The organism is Streptomyces sp. NBC_01454 (genome assembly GCF_036227565.1).
Lineage (GTDB): Bacteria > Actinomycetota > Actinomycetes > Streptomycetales > Streptomycetaceae > Streptomyces.
In genome coordinates this window covers 2,125,984-2,138,848 of record NZ_CP109460.1, presented here as the reverse complement: position 1 = coordinate 2,138,848, position 12,865 = coordinate 2,125,984, and the positions used below count along the sequence as shown (strand labels likewise).

Annotated in this window: 12 protein-coding genes; 10 read left to right on the top strand and 2 right to left on the bottom strand. The window is 73.7% G+C overall.

From position 1 onward, the window contains the following. Positions 1–19 precede the first annotated feature (19 nt). The 3 genes from OIU81_RS09235 (at position 20) to OIU81_RS09225 (ending at position 2,609) form a co-directional block, all read left to right on the top strand. Positions 20–757 (top strand): response regulator transcription factor, encoded by a 738-nt coding sequence (locus OIU81_RS09235; RefSeq protein ID WP_329145714.1) that lies wholly within the window; start codon positions 20–22, stop codon positions 755–757. Positions 758–773: 16 nt separating this feature from the next. Then, on the top strand, positions 774–2,189 hold the full coding sequence (locus OIU81_RS09230; RefSeq protein WP_329145712.1) for a sensor histidine kinase: 1,416 nt from the start codon (positions 774–776) through the stop codon (positions 2,187–2,189). Positions 2,190–2,405: 216 nt separating this feature from the next. Continuing rightward, entirely contained in the window at positions 2,406–2,609 is a 204-nt protein-coding gene (locus tag OIU81_RS09225; protein WP_006602702.1) for a cold-shock protein, read from the top strand. A 136-nt stretch (positions 2,610–2,745) separates the two neighbouring features. Here OIU81_RS09225 and OIU81_RS09220 read toward each other — a convergent pair whose 3' ends face one another. Next, positions 2,746–3,741: a TAXI family TRAP transporter solute-binding subunit gene (locus tag OIU81_RS09220; RefSeq protein WP_329145710.1), complete on the bottom strand. Its 996-nt coding sequence runs from the start codon at positions 3,739–3,741 to the stop codon at positions 2,746–2,748. A 387-nt stretch (positions 3,742–4,128) separates the two neighbouring features. On the opposite strand from OIU81_RS09220, the gene OIU81_RS09215 reads away from it, so the two are divergent. The 3 genes from OIU81_RS09215 (at position 4,129) to OIU81_RS09205 (ending at position 7,135) form a co-directional block, all read left to right on the top strand. Beyond that, positions 4,129–4,671, top strand: a complete 543-nt coding sequence (locus OIU81_RS09215; protein ID WP_329154987.1) for a DoxX family protein — start codon at positions 4,129–4,131, stop codon at positions 4,669–4,671. A gap of 126 nt (positions 4,672–4,797) precedes the next feature. Further along, the gene (gene miaB, locus OIU81_RS09210) at positions 4,798–6,321 is read left to right on the top strand and encodes a tRNA (N6-isopentenyl adenosine(37)-C2)-methylthiotransferase MiaB (RefSeq protein ID WP_329145708.1); all 1,524 of its coding nucleotides are present in this window, start codon (positions 4,798–4,800) and stop codon (positions 6,319–6,321) included. A 103-nt stretch (positions 6,322–6,424) separates the two neighbouring features. Beyond that, on the top strand, positions 6,425–7,135 hold the full coding sequence (locus OIU81_RS09205; protein ID WP_329145706.1) for a class III extradiol dioxygenase subunit B-like domain-containing protein: 711 nt from the start codon (positions 6,425–6,427) through the stop codon (positions 7,133–7,135). A gap of 108 nt (positions 7,136–7,243) precedes the next feature. On the opposite strand, the gene OIU81_RS09200 is transcribed toward OIU81_RS09205, so the two are convergent. After that, positions 7,244–7,630, bottom strand: coding sequence for a hypothetical protein (locus OIU81_RS09200; protein ID WP_329145705.1), 387 nt, complete (start codon positions 7,628–7,630; stop codon positions 7,244–7,246). Between the two features lie 220 nt (positions 7,631–7,850). On the opposite strand from OIU81_RS09200, the gene miaA reads away from it, so the two are divergent. The 4 genes from miaA to OIU81_RS09180 all read left to right on the top strand — a co-directional run bounded on the left by miaA (position 7,851) and on the right by OIU81_RS09180 (position 12,799). Further along, positions 7,851–8,789, top strand: coding sequence for a tRNA (adenosine(37)-N6)-dimethylallyltransferase MiaA (miaA, locus tag OIU81_RS09195; RefSeq protein WP_329145702.1), 939 nt, complete (start codon positions 7,851–7,853; stop codon positions 8,787–8,789). 108 nt (positions 8,790–8,897) lie between these two features. After that, on the top strand, positions 8,898–9,425 hold the full coding sequence (locus OIU81_RS09190) for a hypothetical protein (RefSeq protein ID WP_329154985.1): 528 nt from the start codon (positions 8,898–8,900) through the stop codon (positions 9,423–9,425). Between the two features lie 110 nt (positions 9,426–9,535). Then, positions 9,536–10,411 carry a diaminopimelate epimerase gene (gene dapF, locus OIU81_RS09185; protein WP_329145700.1) on the top strand — a complete coding sequence of 292 codons (876 nt, stop codon included), beginning with the start codon at positions 9,536–9,538 and terminating at the stop codon, positions 10,409–10,411. A gap of 195 nt (positions 10,412–10,606) precedes the next feature. Next, complete coding sequence (locus tag OIU81_RS09180; protein WP_329145699.1) at positions 10,607–12,799, top strand: RelA/SpoT family protein; 2,193 nt, start codon at positions 10,607–10,609, stop codon at positions 12,797–12,799. The last annotated feature ends 66 nt before the right edge of the window (positions 12,800–12,865 follow it).

Sequence of the window (12,865 nt, the reverse complement as noted above, 5' to 3'; positions counted from 1 at the left end):
CACCCGGAAGGAGGCCCGCATGAGACTGCTGCTCGTCGAGGACGATGATCATGTCGCCGCGGCCCTGTCCGCGGTGCTCGCCAAGCACGGGGTGGCCGTCGTGCACGCACGCAACGGCGAGGAGGCGCTCAAGGCCCTGCTGCCCGACCGCGCGGAACCCTTCGCGGTGGTGCTGCTCGACCTCGGGCTGCCCGACCAGGACGGTTTCGAGGTGTGCGGCCGGATCCGCAAGATCTGCAGCCTCCCCGTCATCATGGTCACCGCACGGGCCGATGTGCGCTCGCGCATCCACGGCCTCAACCTCGGCGCGGACGACTATGTCGTCAAGCCGTACGACACCGGTGAGCTGCTGGCCCGTATCCATGCGGTGAGCCGGCGCACCGCGCCGGGCGGCGCGGAAGCGCCGGCCGACGAGGGCGCGGACGGCGAGGCGCTGCATCTGGGCGCGGTCACCGTCGAACTCCCCACCCGTCAGGTGTCCGTGGACGGCTCCGCGGTCCCGCTCACCCGCAAGGAATTCGACCTGCTGGCCCTGCTGGCGCAGCGTCCCGGTGTGGTCTTCCGCCGGGAGCAGATCATCAGCGAGGTGTGGCGCACGAGCTGGGAGGGCACCGGCCGGACCCTGGAGGTGCACATCGCCTCGCTCCGCGCCAAGCTGCGGATGCCCGCGCTGATCGAGACGGTGCGCGGCGTCGGCTACCGTCTGGTGGTCCCGGCCGCGGGGCCGCTGCGGCCACCCGCCTCCCCGGCCTCCTGAAGGCCGCCGCGAGCACGTGCGCACCCGACTCCTGCCGCTGCTGATCGCCCTGATGGCCGCCGTGCTGCTCGCGCTCGGCTTCCCGCTCGGCGTCAGCACCGCCGGCGTGGAACAGCAGCGGGTGGTCGTCGACCGGATCGACGACGCCGCCCGCTTCGCCTCCCTCGCCCAGTTCGTTACCGCCCGCCCCGCCGCGGACGACCGGAACAAGACCCCCGAGGAGGACGAGCGGCGCGCCACCCTCGGCACCGAACTCGCCCGCTACTACAGCCTCTACGGCATCCGTGCGGGGGTCTTCTACCGCGATCACACCACGATGGCCGCCGCCCCCGCCGGGCTGTCGGTACCGCATGACGGTGAGGCCGCCCAGGCGTTCAGCGAGGCGCTGGCCGGCCGCCGCAGCCACGACCCGCACCAGATCTGGCCCTGGGACGACGCCGGCCGCATCCCGGTCGCCTCCCCGGTGATCCGCGACGGCGATGTCGTCGCCGTCGTCGTGACCGACTCGCCCACCGGGCAGATGCGTTCGCGGATCCTGCGCAGCTGGCTGCTGATCGCGGCCGGCGAGTGCGCGGCCATGCTCGTCGCCGTCGGCGCGGCCTTCCGCCTCACCGGCTGGGTGCTGCGGCCGGTGCGGATCCTGGACATCGCCAGCCACGACATCGCCACCGGGCGGATGAACGCCCGCGTCGCCGCCACCGCCGGACCGCCCGAACTGCGCCGTCTGGCCCGCTCGTTCAACGAGATGGCCGACCATGTCGAGGACGTTCTGGAACAGCAGCGCGCCTTCGTCGCCGACGCCTCCCACCAGCTGCGCAACCCGCTGTCCGCGCTGCTGCTGCGCATCGAGCTGCTGGCCCTCGAACTCCCCGACGGCAACGCGGAGATCGCCGCGGTCCGCACCGAGGGCAGGCGGCTGGCCCGCGTCCTGGACGATCTGCTCGGCCTCGCGCTCGCCGAACACACCGACGCCGATCTCCAGCTCACCGATGTCGCGGCGCTGGCCGCCGAACGTGTCGACTCCTGGCGCCCGCTGGCCGACACCAAGGGTGTCCGCCTCAGCTACGAGGGGCTGGCCGCCGTCACCGGCTGGGCCGACCCGGTCGCCCTGTCCAGCGCCCTGGACGCCGTCGTCGACAACGCCCTGAAGTTCACCCCGGAGGGCCGGCCGGTCACCGTCCGCGTCGCACCGGACGGCGACTGCGTCCAGATCACCGTCGCCGACCGCGGCCCGGGCCTGAGCGATGACGAGCTGGACCGGATCGGTGACCGCTTCTGGCGCAGCGGCCGCCACCAGAACGTCTCCGGCTCCGGGCTCGGCCTGTCGATCACCCGCGCCCTGCTGGCCGCGGGCGGCGCCACCATCGCCTACGCCCCGCACGAGCCGCACGGCCTGAAGGTCACCGTCACGGTGCCGCGCAGCGCCCCGTGACCGGGCACCACGCCTGACGCGGGGCGCCCCCTCGCGCGTGTGCTAGCGTGGGACGCGTTGCAGTTGTGGTACCCATGATGAACTTTGTGCGCGCCCGGAAGCTGATAGCTCCGGGCGTTCCTTGTTTTCCGGACCTGTTCCGGGTGGGGCGATCATCTCGGCGACAAGGAGGCCGCACAGTGCGGTCTCCGGTTTGCCCCATGAACGGAGAAAAACATGGCTTCCGGCACCGTCAAGTGGTTCAACTCGGAAAAGGGCTTCGGCTTCATCGAGCAGGACGGCGGCGGCCCCGACGTCTTCGCCCACTACTCGAACATCGCCGCGCAGGGCTTCCGTGAGCTCCTCGAGGGCCAGAAGGTCACCTTCGACGTGACCCAGGGCCCGAAGGGCCCGCAGGCGGAGAACATCGTCGCCGCCTGACGCACCGCGCGTCCCGCGACCGGGGCCCGCACCGGACTGACCGGTGCGGGCCCCGGCGTGCGTGCAGGGGGGCGGCCGCCGCGGGCCCTGCCGGCCCCGCCGGGCGGCCGCCGCTCTGTGTTTCAGGGCTCAGGGCTCAGGGCTTCTGCGACACGTAATAGTGCCGGGCACCCTCGTGCAGCTCCAGCGGATCGGTGAAGACCGCCGTCCGCAGATCCACCTTCTGCGCGGCATGCACCTGGCGGCCGATCCAGTCCCGGCTGTCGATGACGGTGCGGGTGAATCCCTCGGTCAGCGCGGCGTCCTCGCGGTCCGTGGTCACCAGCAGGTTCGCCACCGCGATCGTCTTCACCGCCTCCCCGTTCTGGGCCCTCGGATAGGCGTCGGAGGGCATCACCGCGGCACGGTAGTAACGGGTGCGCTCGCCCTGCCGGTGCAGCGCCTGGCTCAGATCGCCGAGCTGGACCAGCCGCACCGGGAAGCGCTGCGCCAGATGCTGCACGGCCGCCGTCGGCAGCCCGCCGGACCAGAAGAAGGCGTCCAGCTTGCCCTCCTGAAGCATCTTGGGCATCCGGTCGATGCCGACTCGTACCGGCACGATGTCCCGGTCGAAGTCCAGACCGGCCGCCTCCAGCAGCCGCCGGGTGATCAGCTGCACGCCGGAGCTGTCCGTGCCGACCCCCACCCGCAGCCGCCGCAGGTCCTTCGTCGAGCGCACCGCCGACTTCTTCGGCACCACCAGCTGCATGTAGTCGTCGTACAGCCGGGCACAGGCCCGCAGCCGGTCCGCGCCCGGCTCTCCCCTGACCTGGTACGCGGCGACCGCGTCGGCCGTCGCGATGGTGAACCCGGCCCGCCCGGCGACCAGCTGCCGCAGATTGTCGATCGAGCCCTCGCTGCGGAGCAGCCGCAGATCCACGTCCGGCAGGTCATGGGCCAGATCCTGCTTCAGCAGCTCGCCGTAGCGCGCGTACACCCCGGTCGGCACGCCCGTCGCAAGCGTCACCCGTCCGCCGGGGGAGGGGGCGCCGCCCATCGGCAGCAGCCACCACAGCAGCAGCCCGAGGGTGACCAGTGCCGCGAGCGCCGCCTGGAGGGACCGGCGGCCGATGCGGGGGAGTGCGGTGACCATGGGCGGGATCCTGCCAGCACTCCGGCGGGAAAGGGAGGGGCGGGGCTGGGCCGGGGCCGCGGCAGGTACCCGTGCGCGGACCGGATCCGGCCTGCGGGCCGCTCGCCCCGCGGCCCGGAGCCCCGTGGCGGAACGGGGCATCCGCTCCCCACTTGCAGATGTCCCCGTGCGTAGCAGGATCGGCTGTAGAGCTGTGGGGGTGGACGGCAGCCCCCTCTCCCGTCCGACCGGTCCGCGGTTCCATCGTTCCACGCAGCGGGGACCTGGCACGTCCCCACCGCGCGCCCCACGGCGCGCAGTCCATGAGAATCCCCCACCATGAGCGCACCGGCGCCGGTGTCCGACACCGCGGCCCTTTGGCGCGCCGGTGCGGGAAGCGACACCCTCATGAAATCGCTCACCGAGCTGCGGCCGGATATCCGAGCCCGGCCCGACACCCACCGTCCACCCTCGCCCGGCGCCGACCTCGGCCTGCTCGCTCTCCGTCTCACCGTGGGGCTGATCATGGCCGGCCACGGCGCCCAGAAGCTCTTCGGCCTCTTCGGCGGCCACGGGATCTCCGGCACCGGCAAGGCCTTCGCGGCGCTCGGCTACCACCCCGGCGACTTCTTCGCCGGCCTCGCCGGCGTCTCGGAGTTCGCCGGCGGCCTCGGCTTCGCGACCGGGCTGTTCACGCCCCTGGCAGCTGCCGCACTCATCGGGGTGATGATCAACGCCATGGTCATCGGCGCCCCCCAAGGGCTCTGGGCGATCAGCGGCGGCATCGAGTACCCCGTGACCATCGCCATGGTCGCGCTGGCCGTCGCGGCGACCGGACCCGGCCGCTTCGCGCTCGACCGCCCCTTCCGCTGGCGGGGCGGCGGTCTGCGCTGCGCGGCCTTCGCCTTGGGGGCGGGCGGCATCGGCGCCGCCATCGTGCTGGCCCTGTGAGGCGCGCACGGCCCTGACCGGCGGCCGTCTGCCGCCTCGTGCACCGTCCTCCCCCCGCCCGGCCATCCCGGCCATCCCGGCCGTCCGGCGTCCGGAGCAAGGCCGGGCACCGCCTACCCTTGAGGGATGACCAGCAGCGACCGGAGCCAGGCAGTGGGCGTCAACAGAAGCTACGAGATCCGCACCTACGGGTGCCAGATGAACGTCCACGACTCCGAGCGGCTGTCCGGCCTGCTGGAGGAGGCCGGTTACGTGCCCGCCGCCAAGGACGACGAGGGCGCCGACGTCGTGGTCTTCAACACCTGCGCGGTGCGCGAGAACGCCGACAACCGGCTCTACGGCAACCTCGGTCAGCTCGCCCCGAAGAAGGCCGCACGGCCCGGGATGCAGATCGCCGTGGGCGGCTGTCTCGCGCAGAAGGACCGGGACACCATCGTCAAGAAAGCCCCCTGGGTCGACGTCGTCTTCGGCACGCACAACATCGGCAAGCTGCCGGTCCTGCTGGAGCGCGCCCGCATCCAGGAGGAGGCGCAGGTCGAGATCGCCGAGTCGCTGGAGGCGTTTCCCTCGACGCTGCCCACCCGGCGGGAGAGCGCGTACGCGGCCTGGGTCTCCATCTCCGTGGGCTGCAACAACACCTGCACCTTCTGCATCGTGCCCGCGCTGCGCGGCAAGGAGAAGGACCGCCGGCCCGGCGACATCCTCGCCGAGGTCGAGGCGCTGGTCGCCGAGGGCGTCAGCGAGATCACCCTGCTCGGCCAGAACGTCAATGCCTACGGTTCCGACATCGGCGACCGCGAGGCCTTCAGCAAGCTGCTGCGTGCCTGCGGGAAGATCGAGGGCCTGGAGCGGGTCCGCTTCACCTCCCCGCACCCCCGCGACTTCACCGACGACGTCATCGCCGCCATGGCCGAGACGCCGAACGTCATGCCGCAGCTCCACATGCCGCTGCAGTCCGGTTCGGACACCGTGCTCAAGGCGATGCGCCGCTCGTACCGGCAGGAGCGCTTCCTCGGCATCATCGAGAAGGTGCGCGCCGCGATGCCGGACGCCGCCATTTCCACCGACATCATCGTCGGCTTCCCCGGCGAGACCGAGGAGGACTTCGCGCAGACCCTCCACACGGTCCGCGAGTCCCGCTTCGCCCAGGCATTCACCTTCCAGTACTCCAAGCGCCCCGGTACCCCCGCGGCCGACATGGAGGGCCAGATCCCCAAGGCCGTCGTCCAGGAGCGCTACGAGCGTCTGGTCGCCCTCCAGGAGGAGATCTCCTGGGCGGAGAACAAGAAGCAGGTCGGCCGCACGCTCGAGGTGCTGGTCGCCGAGGGCGAGGGCCGCAAGGACGACGCCACCCACCGGCTCTCCGGCCGGGCCCCCGACAACCGCCTGGTGCACTTCACCCGTCCCCAGGAGCCGGTCCGGCCCGGCGACGTGGTGACGGTCGAGGTGACCTACGCCGCCCCGCACCACCTCCTGGCGGAGGGACCGGCCCGGGCGGTGCGCCGCACCCGCGCCGGTGACGCCTGGGAGAAGCGCAACGTCAACAACGGGGCCCCGGCGGAGAAGCCCACGGGCGTGCTCCTGGGCCTGCCCACCATCGGCGCCCCGGCGCCGGCCCCGGCGCCCACCGCCGGCTGCGGCTGCGACTGACCCGGCGCTCCCGAGCCACCCGCCACAGGGGCGCGCCGGGCCACGCACCGCCCCCGGCAGGGCACCGGAAACGGTTCCGCACCGGGGGCGTTACGCTGCGTGCATGCTCGTAGCCGCAGCCTTCTGCCCCTGTCCGCCGCTGCTCGTCCCGGAGGTGGCGGCCGGCGCCGCGTCCGAGCTGGACGCGCTGCGCGCCGCCTGCGTGGACGCGGTCGGTGTGCTCGCCGCGGCCCGCCCGGACCGGCTGGTCGTCCTGGGCCCCGCCGACGAGGCCGGGCAGGGCCCGCACCCCGAGGGCGCCCTCGGCTCGTTCCGCGGCTTCGGGGCGGACGTCGAGGTATCCCTGGGCGCGGCCGAGGCCGTGCCGGGACGGCGGCTCCCGCCGTCGCTGTCCGTCGGCGCCTGGCTGCTGTCCCGTACGGACTGGGCCGACGCCCCGGTGGAGGCACGGGGGGTGGCGCAGCCGCTGCCGCCCGAGCGGTGTGCGCAGACGGGCCGGGAGATCGCCGCCGCCGCGCCCCGGGTGGCGCTGCTGGTGATGGGTGACGGCAGCGCCTGCCGGACGGTGAAGGCGCCCGGCTACTTCGACGAGCGGGCCGAGGGCTTCGACGCGGGGGTGGCCGCCGCCCTGGGCACCGCCGACCTCGCCGCGCTGACCGCCCTCGGCGAGGAGCCGGCCGCCGGCCTCCAGGTGTCCGGGCGGGCCGTCTGGCAGATCGCGGCGGGCGCGGCCGGGGGCGCGGAGCTGCGCGGCCGCCTGCTGCGCGAGGAGTCCCCGTACGGCGTGGGCTACTTCGTGGCGACCTGGTCGTAGCGCGGCACCCCGGGAAGGTACGGCGACGGCCGCGGGGCGATCTGCCGCGCGGCCGTCGTGCCGTGTCCGCAGGTCCGGCGGACCGGGACGGTCCGCGCGGGCCCGGTCTCAGTGCCGGGCGCTCTCGCCGGACTCGCGGTCCGCCGCGGCCTGTGCCGACTGCTGCCGGGGAATGCCGGCGCTCTCACCGGCCTTCTCCCCGCGCGGCCCGTCGGTGCCCGCCGGCTCCTCCTCCGGGCCCTCGGACCCTTCCGGCGCCGCCGGAACCTCTCCGTCCGCCGGGGCCGCGCCCTCAGCTGTGGGCCCGGCTTCGTCCCCGGCGCGCGTGGCGTCCTCGGATTCCGTGGCGTCCCCGGGCTTCGTGGCGTCCCCGGACCCCGCGACCTCCCCGGACCCCGCGACGTCCCGGGTGTCCTCGGCGACCGCCGAAGCGGCCGGCTCCGCCGGCTCCGGTGCCCCGGCCGGCACGGACGTAGCGGCACTCTCCTCCGTCAACGCTGCGGACTTACGGCGGCGAAACCGCGAAAACACGCCCATAACTGCTCCTACGCTCTTCATGTGGCGACGTCCCGTGCCGCCCGGGGCGGACCGTTGCGCCGCCCGCGGGCGCCGGTGTGCACCGGCTCCCGGGACCTCGCAACAGGCAACGAACCCATTGGTTGCCCGTCACGTCGCTCGTTCGAGAGGGGGGCCTGATGTTTGCGAGACTGACGGGGTGAACACCGCCGTCCCCGCTCCGCGGGTCATCGCCGTCGTCGGCCCCACCGCGGCCGGAAAGTCCGATCTGGGCGTCGCGCTCGCACAGCACCTGGGCGGCGAGGTCATCAACGCCGACTCCATGCAGCTCTACCGCGGCATGGACATCGGCACCGCCAAACTCACCCCCGAGGAGCGCCAGGGCGTCCCGCACCGCCTCCTGGACATCTGGGACGTGACCCGCGCCGCCAGCGTCGCCGAGTACCAGCGGCTGGCCCGTGCCGAGATCGACCGGCTGCTCGCCGAGGGCCGCACCCCGGTCCTGGTCGGCGGCTCCGGCCTGTACGTACGCGGCGCCATCGACGCCCTCGACTTCCCCGGCACCGACCCGGAGGTTCGCGCCCGCCTGGAGGCCGAACTGGCCGCCGACGGCAGCGGTGCCCTGCACGCCCGGCTGGCCGCCGCCGATCCCGAGGCCGGCCGCGCGATCCTGGCGAGCAACGGCCGCCGTATCGTGCGCGCCCTGGAGGTCATCGAGATCACCGGCCGCCCGTTCACCGCCAACCTCCCCGGCCACGAGGCGTTCTACGACACCCTGCAGATCGGCGTGGATGTCGAGCGCCCCGAGCTCGACGAGCGGATCGCCCGGCGGGTCGACCGCATGTGGGAGGCCGGCCTGGTCGACGAGGTGCGCCGGCTGGAGGGCGAGGGGCTGCGCGAGGGACGTACGGCGTCCCGGGCGCTGGGCTATCAGCAGGTGCTCGCCCAGCTCGCGGGGGAGTGCACCGGGCAGGAGGCGCGCGACGAGACGGTGCGCGCCACCAAACGCTTCGCGCGACGCCAGGACTCGTGGTTCCGCCGGGACCCCCGGGTCCACTGGCTGAGCGGGGCCGCCGACCGCCGCGCGGAACTTCCCGAGCGGGCCCTGACGTTGCTCGAACGACCGGTCACAGCCTGATCACGTCATGGCATCGGGACGCTCCGGCCGTCATCCGGGCCTCTGAGGGCGTGTCATCATCGACCTTCGATCGAGGCGTGCAGTTCGCAGTGGGGAGGGCGCGTGGCAATGGAGGCCGGCCCTCGCAACAGAGCGCAGCAACCGGACAACGGCGCGGAATCGGCGCCGCTGACCGATGACGGTCCCGACGCCCGTGACGCCCTGTCCGGTCCCACCGGTGCCCCGCTCGCCGACCCCGTGACTCTGGACGACCCCGAGGGCTTCGACGCCGAGGGCGAGCGGCCCGGCGAGGGCGGCGAGTCCTTCCGGGAGCTGCGCCCGCCGCGCCGGCTGCGGCTGTGGCAGCTGGCACCGATCGTCGCCCTCGCCACCCTCGGCTCGCTGATGTTCGCCTTCCCCCTCGCCTTCGAGTTCGGCGGCGACGGCGGCGCGGTGATCGCGATGCTCGGCCTGCTGCTGTGCTGCTGCGCCGCCGGCTGGGGCATGATGGCCGCCCGCCGCGTCGACCACGCCTGGCCCGGCCTCCCGGCGCCCGGCTCCGGCCGCCGCGCCGACTGGCGTGTGGTGCTGGTTTACGCCCTCGTGGTCGCCGTCCCGGCGGCGCTGGCGATCTGGCGCGTGGCGCGGCTGCGCTGAGCCGGCGCTCTCCGCGGGCCCCCCGTGACCGCCTCCGGGCCCGTACTGGCGCGTCGTCCCCCGCAACCCCTGCGCCCCCGCTCCGCCCGCCCTCCCCGTACGATGCGAGGGTGACCAGTACGCAGCGCCTCGCTTTCCTCAAGGGCCACGGCACCGAGAACGACTTCGTGATCATTCCCGATCCGGAGGGCCTCCTCGACCTGCCCGCGACCGCCGTCGCCAGGATCTGTGACCGACGGGCCGGCCTCGGCGGCGACGGTGTGCTGCGCGTCGTCCGGTCCGCCGCGCACCCCGAGGCGTGTGCCCAGGCCGGCGAGGCCGAGTGGTTCATGGACTACCGCAACGGCGACGGCTCGATCGCCGAGATGTGCGGCAACGGCGTCCGCGTCTTCGCGCGCTATCTGCTGCACGCCGGTCTGGTCGAGGCCGGCGAACTCGCCATCGCCACCCGTGCCGGCGTCCGCCGCGTCCACCTCGCCAAGAGCGGCGAGGTGACGGTCTCCATGGGCCGCGCCGGGCTCCCCGAGGAGAGCGTCGTCGTCACGCTCGGCGGCCGCAGCTGGCCGGCCCGCAACGTGAACATGGGCAACCCGCACGCCGTCGCCTTCGTCGAGGATCTGGCCCACGCCGGCGACCTGCGGGAGGTACCGCCGTTCAGCCCAGCGGCGGTTTATCCCGAGGGCGTGAACATCGAGTTCGTCGCCGACCGCGGTCCGCGCCATGTGGCGATGCGGGTGCACGAGCGCGGCTCGGGGGAGACCCGCTCCTGTGGCACCGGCGCCTGCGCGGTCGCCGTCGCGGCCGCCCGCAGGGATGGCCTGGACCCGAGCCGCACCGGATCCCCCGTCACGTACACGGTCGAGGTGCTCGGCGGCAGCCTGACGATCACCGAGCTGCCCGACGGCACGGTCGAGATGACCGGGCCCGCCGAGATCGTCGCCGAGGGCACCTTCGACCCCGCCTGGCTGTCCGCCGCGCTCGCCTGACGCACCCCGCGGCGCTCCGGGCTTCCGTCCTCCTTCAGGGAGCGGTTCCGGCCATAACTTTCGCTCGAACGGGTGATCCGGATCACTCTGAGCAAGAGGCGGACAGCGCTGCGTGATGGGCTCGATAGCATCAAGCACCGGCCCGGACGTCGGAACGACGCACCCCACCGCCGGTCGACGCTGCCGGAGGTGCCCATGAGCGCAGAGGCCACTGACCCTGGTAACCATGGAGCGGCGGCCCGCAAGCGCGGCCGCCGCCGACTGGAGCTCAGAGGACTGCGCCGGATCGGCCGCGCCGCACTGCTCGGCCCGGCCCCCCGCGACGGCCGCCCGCACGCCCTCGAGCACGTCGCCAAGGTGCACCGCCACCACCACCCGGACGCGGACCTGGAGACCCTCACCCGGGCCTATCTGCTCGCCGAGTCCTCGCACCGCGGGCAGCTGCGCAAGAGCGGCGAGCCGTACATCACCCACCCCCTCGCGGTGACCCTCATCCTCGCCGAACTCGGCGCGGAGACCACGACCTTGACCGCCTCCCTGCTCCACGACACCGTCGAGGACACGGAAGTGACGCTCGATCTGGTCCGTGAGCTGTTCGGGGACGAGGTCTGTTATCTCGTCGACGGCGTCACCAAGCTGGAGAAGGTCGGCTACGGCGCGGCCGCCGAGCCGGAGACCTTCCGCAAGATGCTGGTGGCGACGGGCAACGACGTCCGGGTGATGTCCATCAAGCTCGCCGACCGGCTGCACAACATGCGCACCCTCGGGGTGATGCGCCCCGAGAAGCAGGCCCGGATCGCCAAGGTGACCCGCGATGTGCTGATCCCGCTCGCCGAGCGCCTCGGCGTCCAGGCGCTGAAGGCCGAGCTGGAGGACCTGGTCTTCGCGATCCTGCACCCGGAGGAGTACGCCACCACCCGGGCCCTGGTCACCACCTACGCCACCCGGCCCGATCCGCTCGCCGTCCTCGCCGAGCGGATGCGCGTGGTCCTGGACGAGGCCGGTATCGACGCCGAAGTGCACGTCCGCCCACGGCACTTCGTCTCCGTGCACCGCGTACGCCTCGCGCGCCGCGAGCTGACCGGTGCGGATCTGGGGCGGCTGCTGGTGCTGGTGGCCGAGGACGCCGACTGCTATGCCGTCCTCGGTGAGCTGCACACCTGCTTCACCCCGGTCGTCTCCGAGTTCAAGGACTTCATCGCGGCCCCCAAGTTCAACCTCTACCAGTCGCTGCACACCGCGGTCACCGGTCCCTCGGGGGAGATCGCCGAGACCCTGATCCGTACGCACCAGATGCACCGGGTCGCCGAGGCCGGGGTGATCGCGCTGGGCAATCCGTACGCACCCACCGACGGCGCGGACGCCCCCGAGGGCGAGCGGGCCGACCCGACCCGCCCCGGATGGCTCTCCCGGCTGCTGGAGTGGCAGCGCACCACCCCCGACCCGGACACCTTCTGGACCTCGCTGCGCGACGACCTCGCCCAGGACCGGGAGATCACGGTCTTCTGCGCCGACGCCCCGTCCGACGGCTCGACCGGTCCCACGGGCGGCACCATCGGCCTGCCCGCCGGGGCCAGTTGCGTGGATGCCGCCTACGAACGGCACGGCGAGGCCGCGCACTGCTGCATCGGCGCCCGGGTCAACGGCCGGCTCGCCACCCTCTCCACCGTCCTGCACGACGGCGACAGCCTGCAGCTGCTGATGGCCCCGGACTCCGCGGCCGGCCCGCTGCCCGAGTGGCTCGAACAGGCCCGCACGCCCGCCGCCCGGCTCGCCATCGCCCGGTGGCTGGCCGGGCGGCAGGAGCCCGGCGCCCGCCCGGCGGGGCACGGCGAGACGATCGCCGCGGTGCCCGCCACCGACCGCCGCTCCGCATACCAGGACCGTCCCGGAGCGGACCCCGCCCCCGCCTCGCTGCTCGCGGTGGCCGACCTGCCGGGCGCGGCGGTCCGGCTGGCCGGCTGCTGCACCCCGGTGCCGCCGGACACCGTCACCGGATTCGCCGTACGCGGCGGCACGGTCACCGTGCACCGCGCCCTGTGCCCCGTCGTGGCGCGGATGGCCGCCACCGGCCGGCAGCCGGTCGGGGTGCGCTGGCGGGGCGCCGGCCACGGCGGCCACGGCTGCCGGGTCACCCTCCTGGCCGAGGCCTTCAGCCGGCCGCACCTCCTGGCCGACCTCACCGAAGCCATCGCCTCCCAGGGCGCCGCCGTGGTGTCGGCCGCCGTCGAACCGCCGCACGAACAGCGGGTCCGCCACACCTACACGCTGCATCTGCCGAACGCCGCCGGACTGCCGTCCCTGATGCGGGCCATGCGCCAAGTTCCGGGCGTGTTCGACGTGTTGCGCGCCGGGCGCGCCCGGCAGGCAGCCGTACTGGGCCCCTGAACGCCGCCGGGGCCGGAAAAGTGACGGACCGTCGGAAACTTCTCCGCCTGGCGGCGTAAGAGGGGC